Source organism: Nocardioides endophyticus (assembly GCF_039543845.1).
GTDB classification, from domain to species: Bacteria; Actinomycetota; Actinomycetes; order Propionibacteriales; family Nocardioidaceae; genus Nocardioides; species Nocardioides endophyticus.
This window is the reverse complement of record NZ_BAABKN010000022.1, coordinates 53,187-71,500: the sequence shown is the minus strand read 5'-3', so window position 1 is coordinate 71,500 and position 18,314 is coordinate 53,187. Positions and strand designations below refer to the sequence as shown.

The 18,314-nt window shown below is 70.4% G+C and carries 10 protein-coding genes and 1 pseudogene; 4 read left to right on the top strand and 7 right to left on the bottom strand.

Annotated elements, in window-relative coordinates; all coding sequences use genetic code 11:
- Positions 1 to 30: 30 nt before the first annotated feature.
- Positions 31 to 810 (bottom strand): 2-dehydro-3-deoxy-D-gluconate 5-dehydrogenase KduD, encoded by a 780-nt coding sequence (gene kduD / locus ABEA33_RS17080; protein WP_345528088.1) that lies wholly within the window; start codon positions 808 to 810, stop codon positions 31 to 33.
- Positions 807 to 1,625, bottom strand: coding sequence for a 5-dehydro-4-deoxy-D-glucuronate isomerase (kduI, locus tag ABEA33_RS17075; RefSeq protein WP_345528087.1), 819 nt, complete (start codon positions 1,623 to 1,625; stop codon positions 807 to 809). Before kduI ends, kduD begins: the two co-directional genes overlap by 4 nt.
- A 181-nt stretch (positions 1,626 to 1,806) precedes the next feature.
- Between kduI and ABEA33_RS17070 the strand changes: the two genes are divergently transcribed.
- The 3 genes and pseudogenes from ABEA33_RS17070 to ABEA33_RS17060 all read left to right on the top strand — a co-directional run bounded on the left by ABEA33_RS17070 (position 1,807) and on the right by ABEA33_RS17060 (position 3,821).
- A complete protein-coding gene (locus ABEA33_RS17070) occupies positions 1,807 to 2,598 on the top strand; it encodes an IclR family transcriptional regulator (protein ID WP_345528086.1) in 792 nt (263 codons plus the stop codon).
- A gap of 130 nt (positions 2,599 to 2,728) precedes the next feature.
- Positions 2,729 to 2,815 (top strand): annotated as a pseudogene (locus tag ABEA33_RS27515) (pentapeptide repeat-containing protein); the annotation flags it as partial.
- Positions 2,816 to 3,335: 520 nt separating this feature from the next.
- The gene (locus tag ABEA33_RS17060; protein ID WP_345528084.1) at positions 3,336 to 3,821 is read left to right on the top strand and encodes a 4'-phosphopantetheinyl transferase family protein; all 486 of its coding nucleotides are present in this window, start codon (positions 3,336 to 3,338) and stop codon (positions 3,819 to 3,821) included.
- On the opposite strand, the gene ABEA33_RS17055 is transcribed toward ABEA33_RS17060, so the two are convergent.
- From ABEA33_RS17055 to ABEA33_RS17035, 5 genes are all read right to left on the bottom strand, one after another.
- Positions 3,733 to 5,064 carry a M1 family metallopeptidase gene (locus ABEA33_RS17055; protein WP_345528083.1) on the bottom strand — a complete coding sequence of 444 codons (1,332 nt, stop codon included), beginning with the start codon at positions 5,062 to 5,064 and terminating at the stop codon, positions 3,733 to 3,735. The two genes, ABEA33_RS17060 and ABEA33_RS17055, sit on opposite strands and share 89 nt — an antisense overlap.
- Positions 5,061 to 8,924, bottom strand: a complete 3,864-nt coding sequence (locus ABEA33_RS17050; protein WP_345528082.1) for a Pls/PosA family non-ribosomal peptide synthetase — start codon at positions 8,922 to 8,924, stop codon at positions 5,061 to 5,063. Before ABEA33_RS17050 ends, ABEA33_RS17055 begins: the two co-directional genes overlap by 4 nt.
- A gap of 182 nt (positions 8,925 to 9,106) precedes the next feature.
- Positions 9,107 to 9,676, bottom strand: coding sequence for a GtrA family protein (locus tag ABEA33_RS17045; protein WP_345528081.1), 570 nt, complete (start codon positions 9,674 to 9,676; stop codon positions 9,107 to 9,109).
- Positions 9,669 to 10,157 carry a lecithin retinol acyltransferase family protein gene (locus ABEA33_RS17040; RefSeq protein WP_345528079.1) on the bottom strand — a complete coding sequence of 163 codons (489 nt, stop codon included), beginning with the start codon at positions 10,155 to 10,157 and terminating at the stop codon, positions 9,669 to 9,671. The genes ABEA33_RS17045 and ABEA33_RS17040 overlap by 8 nt, the downstream gene beginning before the upstream one ends.
- A gap of 219 nt (positions 10,158 to 10,376) precedes the next feature.
- Entirely contained in the window at positions 10,377 to 15,932 is a 5,556-nt protein-coding gene (locus ABEA33_RS17035) for a leucine-rich repeat domain-containing protein (protein WP_345528078.1), read from the bottom strand.
- Positions 15,933 to 16,432: 500 nt separating this feature from the next.
- Between ABEA33_RS17035 and ABEA33_RS17030 the strand changes: the two genes are divergently transcribed.
- A complete protein-coding gene (locus ABEA33_RS17030) occupies positions 16,433 to 18,226 on the top strand; it encodes a lamin tail domain-containing protein (protein ID WP_345528077.1) in 1,794 nt (597 codons plus the stop codon).
- Positions 18,227 to 18,314 lie beyond the last annotated feature (88 nt).

The following is an 18,314-nucleotide window of genomic DNA, read 5'->3' as shown; positions in this document are numbered from 1 at the left end:
GTGACGGTGGAGTCGTGACGGGTATCGGGGTCAACGGGCCATCCAGCCCCCATCGACGACGAGGACGTGTCCGTTGACGTAGTCGGCCGCGGCAGAGCTCAGGAAGACCGCCGCTCCGGCAACGTCCTGCGGGGATCCCCAGCGACCAGCGGGGATCCGGTCGAGGATCGCCCGCGAACGGTCGGCGTCCTCCCGCAGCGCGGTGGTGTTGTCGGTGGCCATGTAGCCGGGCGCGATGGCGTTGACCTGCACGCCGTACGCCCCCCACTCGTTGGCCAGGGCCTTCGTGATGCCCGCGACTCCGTGCTTGCTCGCGGTGTAGGAGATCACCCGGATCCCGCCCTGGAAGGCGAGGAGGCTGGCGATGCTGACGATCTTGCCGCGCCCACGCTCGACCATCGGCCGGCCGAGGTGCTGGGTGAGGAAGAACAGGCCCGACAGGTTGATGTCGAGCACCTTGTTCCACGACTCGTCGGTGACATCGACCGTGTCGTGACGGTCGATGATGCCGGCATTGTTCACCAGGATGTCGACCTCGTGGCTCGCTGAGATCTGCGCGGCCGTGGCGGCGACGGCCACGTGGTCGCCCATGTCGAGGTCGATCACCTCGACGTCGCGGCCGAGCTCACGGATGAGCTTCTCGGTCTCGGTCTGGCGGTCGGGACGCCCGACGAGCAGCAGGTCGGCACCCGCCTCGGCGAGACCGAGGGCGACGCCCTGGCCGAGGCCTCGGCCGGCACCGGTGACGACGGCGAGCTTGCCGGAGAGATCGAACGGCGAGCGACGCCCGCTGGTCTGGTCGGTGCTCACAGTTCCTCCAGGGAGAGGAGAGAGAGGTCGGTGTACTCGTTGTTCTCGCCGGACATCGCCCAGATGAAGGCGTAGGAGCCGGTGCCGGCGCCGGCGTGGATGGACCACGGCGGCGAGATGACCGCCTGTCGGTTGGCCACGACCAGGTGCCGAGTGGCGCCGGGCTTGCCGAGGAAGTGGAAGACGCGGTCGTCCTCGGCCAGGTCGACGTACAGGTAGACCTCGGTACGACGGTCGTGCAGGTGCGGCGGCATCGTGTTCCACACCGAACCGTTGGAGATGACGGTGATGCCGAACTGCAGACCGGCCGTCGCCAGGTCGTTGCCCCACGCGTACTTGTAGAGGTTGCGCACGCTGGCGCCCTCCGTGGTGCCGAGCGCGACCGGCTCGACGTCGGCGTGGCTGAGGGCGACGGTCGGGTGCGACACGTGGGCGACGGCCGAGACGAAGTAGAAGGCGGCGTCCGCGCCGGCGAAGACGACCTCGCATCCACGGCCGACGAACAGACCGTCGAGGTGGTCGAGCTCGAACTTCTCGCCGTCGACCAGGACGTGGCCCGACTCGCCCACGTTGATGATGCCGAGCTCGCGGCGCTGCAGGTGCGAGTCGACCCCCAGGACCTCGGTCCAGGCCGGCAGGTCGAGCTGCCCGCTGCCGGGGACCGCGCCGCCGACGACCAGGCGGTCGTCGTGGGTGTAGACGGCGTGCACCTCACCGGTCTCGAACAGGTCCTCCACGAGGAAGTTCTCGCTCAGGTCCGAAGCGTGCGCTGTCTCCACGCTCGTCGGCGATGTCGAATACCGGACCTGGATCACTCGGACTCCTCGTTTTGCGCTGCGTCGATTTGTGAACTGCGTTCGTCTATGTGAATCGAGAACGTACACGTGACGGGCGTCACGGGTCAAGGGGTCGAAACCTGTCCATGTATGTGGACAGGAGATAGAGTGTTGGCACGATGTGCTCGCCCGAGTCATCGCCGAACGGGGAGGCGTACGGATGCAGCTGGAGAAGACGGCCAACGGGACCGGGGCCGCGGGGCCGGTCAAGTCGGCCGCCCGCGCCCTGGACCTGCTCGACGAGATCGCCGCCAACGGACCGGGCACCCAGCTGCAGCTGTCCAACCGGCTCAGCATCCCGAAGAGCAGCCTGCACGCCCTGCTGAGGACGATGACGGATCGCGGCTGGCTCCAGACCGACCCGACGGGCAGCGTCTACCAGCTCGGCATCCACTCGCTGGTGGTCAGCTCGGCGTACCTCGCCGGCGACCCGGTCCTGTCCCGGGCCGCTGCTGTGATGGACGAGATCGCCGCCGCGACCGAGGAGACCGTGAACCTCGGCCGGCTCACCGGTGCGCACGTGATCTACACCGCGAAGCGTGAGTCCGTGCACCCCCTGCGCATGCACTCGCCGGTCGGCCGACAGCTCCCGGCGTACTCCACCGCCCTGGGCCGGGCCGTCCTCTCCGAGCATCCCAAGGCGGTCCGCGAGGCACTGGTCCCCGACGACATCGCGCCCATCACGGCGAGCACGACCACCGACCGCGACGCCGTCCTGGCGATCATCGACAAGGCAGAGACGCTCGGCTACGCGGCCGAGAGCGACGAGTCCTGCATCGGCGTGCGCTGCTTCGGGGTCGCGCTGCCCTTCGCCCGGCCGGCGATCGACGGCATCAGCGTCGCCGTCCCCATGAGCCGGCTGGACGGCGGCCGCGAGGACCTGATCATCGAGACCCTGCTGAGCGTGAAGGCCCGGCTCTCCATGGAGCAGGGCCACAGCAACATCCGCTGAGGCAGCGACCCGGTGGTCGAGGTGTGACGGCCGCTAGCCTCGAAACCACGGCAGCGAAGGCTCAGCGATGAGCTAGCGCGTCCGGGCGATCGGCGTCTTCTTCGCGACTGTCTTCTTCGCAGGCGCCTTCTTGACCGGCGCCTTCTTAGCGGGCGCCTTGCTGACCGGCGCCTTGCTGACCGGCGCCTTGCTGACCGGCGCCTTCTTCGCCGGCGCCTTCCTGACCGGCGCCTTCTTCGCCGGCGCCTTGCTGACCGGCACCGTCTTCTTCGCCGGCGCCGGCTCGGACGGGGTCGCCGTGCTCACCTCGACCACGGGCACGGCTGCCAGCGCGGCTTCGGCCTTCGCCAGCTTCGCCGCACGCTTGTCACGGACAGCGACCTGCTCGTCGAGCTCACGGGCCGCGTCGTCGCGATCGTCCTTGGTGGCATGCACCAGCTGCTTGGCGCGCTTCGCCTCCTTCTTCAGGCGGCGAGCGCGACGCTTGGCCAGCTTGAGCGACGTCTTGAGACGCAAGCGATCGACGTCGGCCTGCTCGTACGCCGCGGCCGAAGCGTCCAAGCGCTCCTGCGTCTGCTCGACGGCGCCGGCCGCGTCTTCGAGCCTCTCCTTCTGCTTGGCGACTCGCTGCTGCAGCTGCTCCACGTTGTCGGACATGATCCGAACCTCCCAGGTCGACGTGCCTCCGCACCAACCTAGTGCCGGAGCGCAAGGACGCTCTCTGGTAGGAACCAACCGTGACCCCCGCATCGCGCAGCTCGCTCCGGCGACTGGCCGAGCAGGTCCTCCTCGAGCAGACCGGTGGCTCCGGGGTCGTCCGACTGTGCCGCTGGTGCGGCAGCGGCCGCCACGGCCGTCCGGTCGTGCTCGGCAGTGCGGCGACCGTGAGCATCGCGTACGCCGCGGACTTGGTCGCCGTCGCATGGTCGCCGGGTGGTCCCGTCGGCATCGACATCGAGGTCCACGGCCCCGCCGTGACTGAGTACGGCGACGTCCGGGCCTGGACCCGGATCGAGGCGCTCCTGAAGGCGACCGGCGAGGGGCTGCGCCGAGATCCGCGGGACCTGCCCGACCTCCCGAGCAGGGAGATCGAGCTCCCGGACGGCTACGTCGGGACGGTGGCCGGCGAGGCGGTCAGCTGGCGGCTGGCAGGTCCGGCAGCGGCGTCTCGTCGAGCCACTCGGCCAGCAGGTCGGACAGATCTGCCTCCGCCCGGTCGCTGACCAGGTCGACGAAGTCCGCCGTCGTCACAGACCCACCGGAGTGCTCGCTGACCCAGGCACGCAGGAGGTCGAAGAACGCGTCGTCGCCCAGGCTCAGCCGCAGCGCGTGCAGGGTCAGTGCTCCGCGCTTGTAGACCCGGTCGTCGAACATCAGCTCAGGACCTGGGTCGCTCAGCAGCAGGTCCTGGTCGAGGTCCGCGAGGCGCTGGTGGTGGGTGCGGGCGTGCACGTCGGCCGAGTCGCCGCCCGATCGCTCCGACCAGAGCCACTCCGCGTAGCAGGCGAAGCCTTCGTGCAGCCAGATGTCGCGCCACTCGCTCAGCGTCACGCTGTTGCCGAACCACTGGTGCGCCAGCTCGTGCGCGACCAGGCGCACGGCATCCCAGTCGTCGGTCAGGAAGTTGCGGCCGAAGGTGGACAGGCCCTGCGACTCGAGGGGGATCTCCAGGTCGTCCGCGGTCACGACGACGGCGTACGCCGAGAAGGGGTAGGGGCCGAACAGCTCGCTGAAGACGGCCATCATCTCGCCCTGGCGGCCGAACGCGTCCTCGAACCCCGGGCCGGCGTCGGCGGGAACGGCGGCCTGCATCGGGACGTCCGACTCCAGCTCGCGCAGCTCGTAGCGGCCGATCTGCACGGTCGCGAGGTAGGTCGCCATCGGCTGGTCCTGCTCGTAGGCCCAGGTGACGGTGCTCCCCCGCCGGCGCCGGCCGATCAGGGTCCCGTTGGCGACGACCGTGTAGTCGGGGTGCGCGGTCACCGTGATGGCGTACGGCGCCTTGTCGTCCGGCCGGTCGTTGCAGGGGAACCAGGTCGGCGCCCCGTGCGGCTGGCCCGCGACGATGACGCCGTCGGTGAGCTCCTCCCAGCCGGCGTCGCCGTGGTGCTTCTCGACCAGCGGTCGCGGCTTCCCCTGGTAGCGCACCGCGATCGTGAACGCATCGCCCGCGGCAAGCGGCTCGCGGAGGTTGAGCACCAACCGGTGGCCACGCGTCGTGTACTTGCCCAGCGCCGCGCCGTTCACGGTGACCTTCTCGACCTCGAGGTGCGCGAGGTCCAGCGTCACCCGGTCGAGGTCGGTGTTGCTGACGGCCTCGATCATGACCTGGCCGCGGAGCCGGTTGCCTTCGACGGCGTAGTCCAGCCGGATGTCGTAGCGCGTCGCGCTCCACGAGGGGTCGCCGTGCCCCGGCAGGTAGGGGTCAGCGGTCGGGAGGTCAGAGTGGAGGCCGGACAGCTTCACTGCTCGGTCACCCAGGGCCCGATCGGGTTCCCGATCCACATCGTCTTGTCCGGCACGGACTCGCCCCTCATCACCAGTGACACCGGACCGACCGTAGCGTGACGACCGAGGACGGCCGCGGGCAGGATGACGCTGTTCGGTCCCAGGGTGGCACCGCGCCTGAGGATGACCTGGTCCAGGCTGAGCATGCGGTCGTGGAAGAGGTGCGTCTGGACGACGCTGCCCTGGTTGACGGTGGCCCCGTCGCCGAGGTCGACGAGGTCGGTCTCGGGCAGCCAGTAGGTCTCGCACCACACGCCGCGTCCGACCTTGGCGCCGAGCGCCCGGAACCAAACGTTGAGCAGCGGAGTGCCCGTCACCGCACGGGCGAACCAGGGCGCCGCCAGCGTCTCCACGAAGGTGTCGGCAAGCTCGTTGCGCCACACGAAGGAGCTCCACAGCGGGTGCTGCCCGGGCCGCACCTTGCCGATCAGCAGCCATTTGGCCACCACGGTGACGAGGGCGGCGACGGCACCGGCCAGCGCCAGGACCGGTGCGGCAACCAGCACGGGAGGTACGACGCCGCCACGGTCCCAGGCGGCGACGAGGGTGATCGCGACCGCTGTCGTCAGGGCGACCCCGAGCATGACGGGGACCAGGCGACACAGCTCGATCGCGCCGCGAGCGGCCTTGAGGGCAGCCGGTGGGTCGTAGGTCCGTCCGCTGTCGGCGGTCTGGGTGACCCGGCGCAACGGAGCCGGCGGCGAGCCCAGCCAGGACTCCCCCGACCGTGCCGAGCTCCGTCTCGGTGCCGCCGAGAGCACCGCCACCAGGGACGACTTCGGCACCTTGCGCCCGGGCGCCGCCATCCCGGAGTTGCCGACGAACGCCCGCTTGCCGATCTTGACGCGCTCGACCCGCAGCCAGCCACCGCCGAGCTCGTAGCCGCCGATCAGCGTGTCGTCGGCCAGGAAGGCCTGGTCGTTGACCTGGGTCAGCGACGGGATCATCAGCACGGTCGACGCCTCGACGTCGCGCCCGATCCGGGCACCCAACGCCCGCAGCCACCGCGACGTGGCCTGGGAGGAGTAGAGCGGGAACAGCCAGGTCCGCGCCTCGTCGAGCACCCGCATGGTCACCCACACGGCCAGCGCCGGACCGCTCTGGACGGGATGCACTCCCGGGCGGATCGCGAGCCCGGCCAGCCGGACCACGACCCAGACCATCGCGGTCAGCACCGCCAACCCGACGAGAGTCGACACCGGCACCCAGACCAGCAGGCGCAGTGCATCGGCGTACCCGTCGGGTCCGGCGGCGAGCAGCGGCAGCAGGGCGCCGGCGACGACAGCGAGCACGGGCAGGAGCGAGAGCCCTGCGGCGGCCGCGGCGTACGCCAGGACCCAGGAGCGGCGTACGTCCGGTCGGGTCGACCACGGACCTCGGGCGTCGGTGGCGACCCGGGCCGCCGGGGACCCGGACCAGAACTCGCCGTCAGGGACGCCGCCGAAGACGGCCGAACCTGGAGCGACCTCCGCGCCGGCGCCGACGTCCGCACCCGGGAGCAGCATCGACCGGGCGCCGACCCGGGCTCTCGGGCCGACCCGCACTCGGCCGACGTGGACCACGTCGCCGTCGATCCAGGACCCGCTGAGGTCCACCTCCGGCTCGACCGAGCAGCCCTTGCCGAGGCTGAGCATCCCGGTCACCGGGGGGATGCTGTGCAGGTCGACGTTGCGACCGATCTCGGCGCCGAGCATCCGCGCGTACCAGGTCATGTACGGCGCGCCGGCGAGCGTCGTGGCCCCGAGCTCGTCGACGACCCGGCCGGCGAGCCAGAGCCTGAGGTGGATGCGGCCTCCGCGCGGATAGCTGCCCGGACCCACGCCACGCAGCAGCAGGCGCGCGCCGGCGGCCGCGAGCAGCATCCGGCCGGGTGGCGACAGGAAGAGGAGCACCGCCGCGACGAGGGCGACCGGGTGCAGGGTCGGGAGCCAGTCCAGCCCCGCCCAGGCGAGGGCCTGGCAGCCGAGCGCGCTCCAGGTCAGCCACCGCGGGCCGGCGAGCGCCCGGGCACCGAGGGTCGCGGCCACCTGCGCGGTCTGGGTCTTCAGCGGCACCGCCGGGACGCTCCGGTCACTGGCCGGGCCGCTCGCCGCCATGCCGTCGAGATGGGTCGCCAAGGTGCCGACGGTCGGCCACTCGTAGACGTCCCCGACCGCGACGTCGGGGAAGCGCGTCCGGAGCCGCGAGACGAGCTGTGCCGCCGTGAGGCTGCCACCACCCAGGTCGAAGAAGTCGTCACCGGGCTTCTCCACCGTCGCGCCCAGGATGTCGAGCCACAGCTCGGCCACCCACATCTCGGTGTCCGTGAGCCCGCTGTCCGTCGGGGCCGCAGTCGGCTTCAGCGGCCACGGGAGGGCGTCGCGGTCGACCTTGCCCGACGTACGGGTCGGCAGCGTGTCGAGCACCGCCAGCCGAGGGACCAGCGCGGCCGGCAGGTCACGGCGCAACAGCTCCAGTGACCGGGCCTGGTCGAAGGCGTCGCCGACGGTCAGGTAGCCCACGAGCAGCTGGTTGCCCGACGCCGTACGACGGACCGCCGCGGCCGCGCTGCTGACGCCCGGCAGCGCGAGCAGTGCGCTGTCGATCTCGCCGAGCTCGATGCGCCGGCCTCCGAGCTTCACCTGGTCGTCGGCCCGCCCGCCGAAGAGGAGGCCGTCGGGCTCGAAGACCACCAGGTCTCCCGAGCGGTAGGCGCGGTCCCAGCCCAGGCTGGCGAGCGGGGCGTACTTCTCGGCGTCCTTGGCCGGGTCCAGGTAGCGCGCCAGGCCGACGCCCCCGATGATCAGCTCGCCAGTCTCTCCGGGCGCGACGTGGCGGCCGTCGGCGTCGACGACCGCGAGGTCCCAGCCGTCCAGCGGGAGCCCGATCGGGACAGGCGAGCCACCGGTGAGCAGGGCGCCGCAGGCCACGACGGTGGCCTCGGTCGGGCCGTAGGTGTTCCACACTTCGCGGTCCGCGGCGACCAGGCGAGCGGCGAGCTCCGGCGGGCACGCCTCGCCACCCATGATCAGCAGCCGCACCTTGACCAGCGACTCCGGGGGCCACAGCGCGACGAGCGTGGGCACGGTGGAGACCACGGTGATCGCGTTGGCGACCAGCCAGGGCCCGACGTCGACGCCGCTGCGCACCAGCGCTCGCGGCGCCGGCACGAGACAGCCGCCGTATCGCCAGGCCAGCCACATCTCCTCGCAGCTGGCGTCGAAGGCCACCGACAGGCCCGCCATCACACGGTCGCCCACGCCCAGCGGCTCGCCCTGGAGGAACATCCGCGACTCGGCGTCGACGAAGGCGGCGGCGTTGCGGTGCGTGACGGCGACGCCCTTCGGCGTACCGGTGGAGCCGGAGGTGAAGATCACCCAGGCGTCGTCGTCCAGGTCCGGGTCCTCGGCCTCGCGCGCGGGGCCGGGCCGGCGGGTGGCGATGGCCAGCCCGGTGCCGACGATCGCGGCGACCTCTGCCTCATCGAAGACCAGCCGGGCGCGTTCGTCGGGGTCGTCGGCATCGACCGGCACGTACGCCGCCCCGGCGAGCAGGATCCCGACGATGGCGACGTAGAGGTCGGTCGTGCCCGAGCTGACCCGTACGCCGACCTTGTCGCCCCGCCCCACGCCGAGTGAGTTGAGCTCGGCGGCGAGTCCCTCGGCCGCCTCGGCCAGCTCGGCGTACGTGAGGGTCCCGTTGCCGGCGTCGAGGGCCGGTTCGTCGGGCGCCTGCTCGACGGTTGCGCGGAAGACGTCGACCAGGGTGCGAGGTGTCGGCGCGAAGGTGCCGCGACGGAGGCCGGCTGTCGGATCGACGTCGGGCGCAGGGTCAGGCACGCACGCACGCTGCTGCACCGAGGTGAACGGGAGGTGTCTCGCCGAGGCGTGAGATGCCGCGAGGTCACGGTTGGGTCACGGTTCCTTGGTGATCGGCCTGTTCACCGATTCCGTCGGCATCCAGCTGGTGTGACCAAGTACCTCCTCGGCGGCCGGGATCCGGCCGGGCGACCGCGCCGCGACTACCGGCTGACGATCGTGTCCGGGGTGGGGTGATCCGCGCCTTCCAGGAGCGCTTCGGCGTCCGGCTCCGCGAAGGCCGGCCCGTCCCGGTCGGCGAGGTGCTCCACCAGCACCCCGACATCGTCGAGGAAGACGTAGCGGCGGAACAACCAGAAGCGCGCGACGGTGCTGAGGCCGAGGCCGATCACGTTGGCCGAGATGTTGTCCGCCCACACGCTCGTCTGGCCGAGTGCGTAGCGGCTGGCCACCAGGCAGAGCACCGGGATCACCATCGTCCCGGCGCCGATGGCGAAGAACCGCACCAAGCCCTCCACCGGATCGCCGGCCTGCCGCTGGCTGAACGCCCACATCCGGATGCCGGCGTACGCGACGACGCCGGCGAGGACGTTGACCAGGACGTAGGCGGCGATGGGCTGGTCGTGCATCGGCGCGACCCCGATCGGGGTCCCGTGCACCAGGGCGTTGAACCCGAGGAGCGACACCGCGGTGGCAAGCCCGCCGACAGCGAGGAAGCGGACGATCTCCATGAGCAGGCGCCGTACGCCGACATCTCGCGTCGAGTCAGACACCTTCGGTCACGAACTCGGCCCGCCGCCAGCGCCGCCGACGACGGATCGGACGCACCATCGCCACGACACTCGCCCCGAGGGTGCCGAGCACGAGCACATGCGCACCGACGGCCTCGGCCGCGACGAACGAGGCGACTGCCCCCTGCGACCCGACGACCCAACGCCGTACCTGGCTGCTGGCGGCGCGACCGGTGCAGCACCAAGCGGAGAGGTGCTCGCAGTTGTTGCGCAGCAGGTGGTAGCCCGCAGATCCCAAGCGGGACTCGGCGTTGCGGATGGTCTCGTCGGGGCTCAGCCGCTCGTCGTAGGCGCGGACGAGAACGTCGTCGTCCAACGCGAACTCCTCGAACGACGTCCGCTCGACCTGCCGCACGCTGGCCCGCGGTCCGACGTAGTGGATGACGGTCCCGTCGCCACAGTCGATGCCGTGGTGGCTGTAGCGCAGTCCACGGCGCACATAGATGTGGTCTCCACGGGCCATGCCTTGCTCGACCCGCCCTTCAACGCCCCCAGTTGGTGGCTCTACCTTCTCAGTCCGACTCCGAAAGCGCGTCATCCGGTCCACGCGAACGCAGCACCGAGGCGACGACGACCTCAGCCAGCGTGAGCGCAGCGAGCACCAACCACCCGACGACGTACGGTCGAGCAGCGTCACGTTGTCGGTGTGTGGTTGCCTTCCGTTGGGCCACGTCGCGGGCGGTCAGCCGAGGGCGGCTCGATCGGCCCACCAGGAATGCATGGGCTGCACGCCCACCCTCGCGCGCTGCTTCTTGTGCTTCTTGGCGGGCTTGACCTTGATCTTCACGGTGTCCGTCGACCCCGTCAGCTCGTCGTTGCCGGCGTAGCTGAGATGGACCTTGGACGTGCCGGCTGCCCTGAACAGCAGCCGGACCGTGGCTCGGCCATTGACGACCGGCACCGTGGCGGTCTTGCCTGCGGCCAGCACGGTGACCAGGCCGGACTTCGAGACACCCGCCGGTGCGGACACACTGATCTTGAGCGGCACCCTCTTGCGGGCGGTGACCTGACTGGTCGGCTTGGCCGAGACCCTGGATACCGCCTTGTCGACGTCCACCATCACCGGGGCGCTGGACGCGTTGTACGCCGTGTCGCCGGCGTACTCCACGGTGAAGAGGTTGACGCCGGCGCTCAGTGCGGACGCGGGGACCGTGACGGTGGCCGTGCCCTGGGTGAGCTGCGCGCTGCCGACGACCTGGGCACCGTCGCGGAGGGTGACCGGACCGGTGGGCTGAGTCGCCCCGCCGCCGGACACCTGCACCACGACCTGGCCCGACCGCCCGTAGGCGACCTTGACCGCTCGGGCGTTCACCGAGGCGGCACCCTTCTGCGTGGTGGCGACCGTGACCGTCACCGCCACTTGGGTGCTGGCACCGGTGTACGCCGAGTCGCCGACGTACTCCACCGTGAAGAGGTTCGCCCCGCTGGTGAGGGACGTCGACGGGACGGTGAAGGTCGCCGAGCCTGCGGCGAGTGTCGCCGACCCGACGCTGTGGCCGCCACTGCTCAGCGTGACCACGCCGGTCGGCAGGGTGGCCGCGTTGCCGGCGACCTGGACCGGGATCGTCGCCGACTGACCCGCCGACACCGTGCTCGAACCGGCACTGACCGCAGGAGTGGCCTTCGGCGGGGCCGTCGCGGTGCCCGTCAGCGGCACGCTGGTGCTGCCGCCCTGGACGTCGCTCTCGACCACGAGCTCCGCGTTCGAGGTCGCGCCCGCACGCGACGGGGCGAACCTCACCCGGATGGTGCAGGTCTCGTCCGGCTCCAGGGTCTTGGCGCTGCACCTGTCGCCGGCGATCAGGTAGTCCGTGGCGGACTCGTCGTCCGCTTCCGTGGAGACGGCGTCGACATGGAGCAGGTTGGAGCCGGTGTTCGTGACCGTCACGGTCCTGGCCGAGCCGATCGTGTTGACGGCCTGGTCGGGGAACGCTCCGGGATCGCTGACCTCGGCCAGGGTGCCGACCGGGCCGGCGAGGGTGACGACGTCGGTCCGGGCCTTGTTGCCCCAGTCGTTGGGGTCGTCCTTGTTCTCACCCTTGCCGGGGTAGAGCTGGACGTACCCCTGGTCCATGATCAGCCGGACGTGGGCGCCGGGGACGAGCCGGTCGGGCATCGCACCGATCCCCTCCCAGGCTCCCTGGGTGTCCGTGTAGCGGGTCTCGACGGCATCGGGCACCACCGTGGTCAGCAGTTGCGGCGCGATGTCTGGGTCACCGTTCCACGCCCACAGGTGCTGGGTCGGGGCCAGCTTCGAGCCTGAGTCGGTGGCGCCGAGGATGAGGTACTCGTCCCGATCGTTCTTACGGATCTCGCGGATCCGGTCGCCGCCCAGGTCGAGCAGGATCGGCTCCCCGAACGTCGCCCGGGTGACCGCGCCCGAGGTGAGCGCCTCGAGGTTGGTCAGCGGCACGATCAGCGCCCTCCCGCCGATCTGCGCCGGCGTCAGCGGGGACCGGAAGCCCAGGTAGAGCTCGGAGCCGTCGGGCGAGAACTCCGCGCCCTCAATGTTGAACCCGTTGATCGCGTCCGGGCTCATGTCCTTCGCGGCGCCGGTGTGGAATCCGAACCGGGCTCCGTGGTTGTCGTCCCACTCGATCAGGTCGTTGCGGAGATCGCCGTAGCGCACCCCGACCGTGGTGAGCCTCGCGTCGGCACCGGTGCCGGCCAGCTTGGTCTCGTAGATTGAATGCCGCGAGACCTCGACCTCGCCAGCCTTGGAGTTGCCGTGGGAGCCGAACCACCAGATCCGGTCGCCCTTGCGAGCCGAGGCTTCGGCGTCGATCTCAGTGCCGGCGCCCAGGTCCGTTCCGATCCGGAACTCGCCGACCTCGCGCCCGGAGACCTCGCCGTCGTACAGCCGCACGGTGTTCTTCTCGTCGTCCGCGACCAGGACATGCCCGTCACCGACGCCGATCGCGGTCGACGCGTCGCTCGAGCCCATCAGTACCCGACTCGTCGGCGTGGTCGCCCGCGAGGCCAGGTATCCGAACCTGAAGGCGGACGTCTTGCCGGTGGTGCCGGTGACCGTGAAGGTGAGCTGGACGTTCGCCGGCGCCTTCGGGTCGATCACGATGCTCCGCTGGGCGCCGGAGCCGATGACGTCGACGTCGTCGGCGGCGATACCCGGCGTACCGCCCGGGATGTCGTGGATGTCGGCCAGCGTCACCTGGATGCCTGCGGGATCGACGAGCCTTCCGGCCGCGTCGAGCTGGGCGACGGAGATCGGGATCGCCGGGTTCGTCGGGTCGCCGACCACCCCGGACGGCGCCGGGGCAGTGATGGTGATGACCGGGTCGATCTCGGACACGGCACGGTAGCCGTTCGGGCCCTCGAGGCTCTGGACCAGGGGCACCTCGGCCTCGGAGGTTGTGATCGCGACCGGGGCGGACGTGCTCGTCGCGCCGGTGGCCTTGCACGTGGACCGCACCTGGAGCTGGTGACCCAGGTCCGGCACCGAGACCCGGTACTGGGCGCTGGTGGCTGGACCACCCATGCTTCCGGACGTCCCCCCGATCTGGTTCAGCGTCATGAAGTGGGGGTTGCCGGTGATCTCATCGCCGTCACGGAGCCACCGGTAGGACAAGGCGCCGGCGCCGATGCACGCGGCGTCGGCGAAGGCGGCGGCGGGCGTCGTCGCCGAGAGGAGCTGGCCGACCTGTGGGGTTCCGGTGAACACCGGGCCGTCCTCGTCGCCCTCCAGTGGCGCGATGGAGAAGTAGACCGTCCAGGTCGTGTAGGTGGACGCCGAGGTGATGAGGGTGACGCTGTCGGCGGTTGGGTCGGTGACGGTCAGCAACCCGGTGGCGGGGTTGTAGGAGCCTGCCGTCCCGGGTGTGACCACGGGCACCGACGCGACGTCGGTCTTCAACGTCACGTTGATGCCGCCGGCCCGGTAGGAGCCGACGTAGATCGACTGGCCCGCAACCCTGAGTGCGTTGTGGCCGGTCCAGTCGGAGAAGGCGGAGAAGTCCGCGATCCGGTTGTTCTCCAGCTTCAGACCATCCCCGAAGGACAGCTGGGACCCGAGCCGGGCGCCGTTGCGACCGAGAGGTGCCAGCGACGTGGCGTCGCCGATCCTGTTGTCGGACAGATCCAGCGTGGTCAGGACGTCGGGGTCGAACTTCCCGACCAGCGGGGCCGGGTCGCGGATGCCGTTGTCGGAGAGGTCGATGGCCGCGAGCTTCGGCAGGGCCGGCACCCTGCTGACATCGCTGATCTCATTGGAGCCCAGGCTGAGGCTGGTCAGCCCGGTCAGGCTCGCGAGCGGCGAGGGGTCGGTGATCGCGTTGTTGCCGAGGGCGAGGCCCGTCAGCTTGTCCAGGCCCGTCAGCGGCGTCACGTCCCTGACCTGGGCGTTGACCAGACCCACATAGGTGAGCTTGGTCAGTCCGCTCAACGGCGTCAGGTCACTGAAGGTGTTGTTCGTCTGCTGGAACGCCGAGTAGTACAGGTTCTTCAGGTTGGTGAACGCCTCGAGACCGGTGAGGTCGCCGATCGGCCCGACGGGGAAGTCGACTTCCTCGAGGTTGACGAGCTGCGCGGCCAGCGCAGGAGTCACGTCCTGGGTGGCCGACCGGCTCGTGCCGAGCTGTCGGGCCAGGGCCGCGTTGATCGCGGCCTTCAGGTTCGGGTCGGGGATGGCGACGGCGGTCGGGGCGTTGGTGACGCTGATCGTGAACGTCGCAGACCCCGTGCGGGAGCCCGCGTCGGTGGCGGTCGCCGTGACGGTGGCGGTGCCCACGGCGGTCGGCGTACCGGAGACCACCCCGGAGGCAGGGTCGATCGACAGCCCGACCGGCAGCCCGATCGCGCCCCAGGAGTACGGCGTGACGCCGCCGGTCGCGGCCACCGTGAACGGGGTGATCGCGGCACCGACCGGGACGCTCTTGTTCCCGGGGTTGGTGACCTCCGGGGCCGTGGGGGCAGCAGTGACGGTGAACGTGAAGGTCGCCGAACCATGCTGAGAGTTGGCGTCGGTGGCGGTGACGGTGACGGTCGGTGCACCAGCCTCGGTCGGGGTGCCGGACACCTCGCCCGACGCCGGGTCGATGGAGAGTCCGGTCGGGAGGCCGGTCGCGCCCCAGGTGTACGGCGGGGTCCCGCCGACAGCGGTCACGGTGAACGGTGTGATGGCGGCGCCGACCTCGGCGGCCTTGCCGCCGGGAGCGGTGACCTGCGGGGGACCCTCCGGGTCCACCGAGAAGGAGACGGTCCAGATGGCGGTGCCGGGCTGGGTCGAGGCGGCCACACCAACGCTCCCGACGGGAGCGTCGGTGAGGGTCAGCAGGCCGGCGTCGCGATCGTAGGAGCCGGCTTCGACCGGGATCAGCTGGAGTGTCGGCGGGCTGTCGGCGGTCTTGAGCGAGACGTGCACGCCGCCGTCGGTGTACGGCCCGACATAGATGCGCTGGCCGCTCACCTTGGCGCCGACCGGCGGCTTGCTCCAACCGGAGAAGGCCGAGAAGTCCTTGATCTTGTTGTTGCCCAGCAGCAGGCCCGTCGTCGCCACCGTGGCGCCGCCCAGCTTGCCCCCTCCGTTGCCGTACGGCGCAAGCGCCGAGGCGTCGGTGAGCTTGTTGCCGCTCAGGTTGACGGTGGCCAGCACGGTCTTGGTGAACTTGTCGGCCAACGGGGTGACGTCGGCGATCTTGTTGGTGTTGAGGTAGAGGGACACCAGGGCGGGCAACGCAGGGAATCCGGCGAGGTCCGCGAGCTTGTTGTCCGTCAGCGTCAGGCCGGTCAGAGCGTCGAGGCCGGACAGCGACCCGACGTCGGCGATCTGGTTGGCGCCCAGGCCCAGCGTCGTCAGGCCGGTGAGCCCAGCCAGCGGCGAGACGTCGGAGATCTTGTTGTTGGTGAGAGTCAGCGATCTCAACGACGACATGGCCGACAGTGGGCTCAGGTCGGAGATCTGGCTGTTGATGAGACCCACGGTGGCGAGCTTGGCCAGGCCGGTCAGGGGGGAGAGGTCGGTGAACGTGTTGGTCTGGTTCGCCGGCAGCTGGAACGTGGTGAGGTTCGTCAGCGCCTGCACACCGGTCAGGTCGGCGACGGGGCCGGTGAACCTGGAAGTGGCCAGGGTGGTCACCAGTGCCGCCTCCTCGACGGTGACCGGCTGGGCGTCGTCGTGGGGCTCGAAGGTCACGGCCGCCAGCGTGCGATTGATCGCAGCCTTGAGGACCGGATCGGGGATGTCGACGACGCCAGGGTCGGCCGCGTGCGCTGCCGCCGACACGACGCTCAACCCGGCGACGGCCACCAGAAAGGCGAGAACAAGTGAGATGACGTGGCCGGCGTGACCCGAACGCGGGCTCCGACGTGAGGGTTCTACCCGCATAGGAGTGGGCTCCTGACGATGACGAGGGAACTGGGCAGGGGCGCGAACGCCGTACCAGTCCCGAGCCAGGTGGCCTCACGCGCACGACGTCCACAGCCCAGCGGGGCCTGGTGAAAAAGCCGCATTTCCCAAAGAAACTACGCGCGAACGAAGGCGGAATAGCCGGCAGTGATATCGGCCATCACCTGATTACCGGCGCCATGTGACTGCGATATCCGAAAGGACACCGGCCTGTTGTCAAAAGGTTGTCAAACGGCCATTCGTCAGTGGGGGTCGGAGACACCCTCTGACTGCCAGTGTCATCGCCGGGAGGGCCGCCGCGCTGCACCGCACTGGAATTGCGGTGCAACGCGACGCCTCCGTCTGATTCACACACATCAATGACGAAGGAGCAATCAATGCTACACAAGCGCACTCAGGGCCTGCGCCGGGCCGGCCTCGCCGCCCTCGCGATGGGTTCGGTCGCGGGCTGCATGCTCGCGGTCGGCCTCGCCACGCCAGCCTCGGCCTCGGTCGCCGGCCTCAAGATCAACGAGGTCGAGTCCAACGGCGACACCACGGACTGGATCGAGCTCTACAACCCGACCGGCTCGGCGATCAACATGGCCGGTTCGATCCTCGCCGACAACGACAACTCCCACGCCTTCCCGCTCAGCGGCACCATCGCCGCCGGCGGGTACGCCGTCTTCGACGTCAGCGTCGGCACCGGCAACTTCGGCCTCGGCGCTCCCGACTCCGCTCGGCTCTTCGACGGCGCCAGCACCGCCGCCACGCTCGTCGACTCCACGTCGTGGACCACGCACGCGGGGACCACCTGGGGTCGACTCCCCAACGGGTCCGGCAGCTTCGGCGTCACCGGCGCATCGACCCGCGGGGCCGCCAACGTGCCGCCGGGTCTGATCGGTGACATCACCGGTGTCGTGATCAACGAGGTCGAGACCGACGCCGACGCGGTCCACGGAGACTGGGTCGAGCTCTACAACCCGACCGGTAGCGCCATCGACATCAGCAAGGCCATCATCACCGACAGCGACACCGGCCATGTCTTCACCGTGCCTGCGTCCACCACTCTCCTGGCCGGCGGCTACGTCGCCTACCAGGTCGACGGCGTCGGCGGGTTCGGCCTGGGCTCGGCCGACGAGGTCAACCTCTTCCAGCCCGGCGACATCACCTTCTCGCAGGGCGCGGTCGACTCGTTCTCGTGGGGCGTCCACCCCGTGGAGACCTACGGCCGTGACTGGACCGACCTGGACATCAACGGGCTCGGGACCTGGAAGCCCACCTCGGACGACACCTACGGCGCGGAGAACGACCAGTTCACCCCCGGCGCCGGGTCGAACCTCACCGGCGTGATCGTCAACGAGGTCAAGACCACGGGTGACGACGTCAACGGCGACTGGATCGAGCTGCGCAACACCTCCGGAAGCTCCCGCACCATCGCCGGCGCGATCCTCGCCGACGACAACGACGCCCACGCCCTCCGGCTGCCCTCCGGCACCCCGGCCCTGGCCGCGGGCGCCATCGCCGCCTTCCGCGTCGACGACACCACCGTGCCGGGCAACTTCGGGCTGGGCGACGCCGACTCGGCCCGCCTGTTCACCTCCGACACCATCGACCTCGACCCGCTGGTGTCGACGCCCGTCAGCGCTCGCACCTGGACCCAGCACGGGCGCACCAGCCTGGGCTGGAACGGCAGCAGCTTCATCGAGACCCGGCTGCCCACCTTCGGCACCGCCAACGACTTCTCCTCGGCGTTCGCCCCGGATGTCTCCTGGGTGGTGCTCAACGAGGTCGACTCCTCGGTGGCCTCCAGCGGCCAGGACTTCGTCGAGCTGAAGAACACCTCGGGTGTCACGATCGACATCAGCGGCCTGATCCTGTCCGACAGCGACAACGCCCACGCCTACGCGATCCCCGCCAGCACCACACTCGCTGCCGGTGCCGAGTGCACCGTCGAGGTCGACAACGCCGCCGTCACCGGCGTCAACCGGTTCGGCCTCGGCAGTGAAGACTCGATTCGGCTCTACCGGGCCGGCGCCACCGTGGGCACGTCGATCCCGCTCGACCACCACGAGTGGACCGCACACGCGGCGGACCCGCTGGCCCCGGGTGTGGACAAGACCTACACCCGCACCTCCGGTGGTCTGGGCGAGTGGGCCGTCGCCAACCCCTCCAAGGCCAGCGCCTGCTGAACAGCTGACCGCACCCTCACCTAGCGGATGCTGTCGGGACCTGGTCCCGGCGGCATCTGCCATTTTCGCTGGGACACACGACTCCATC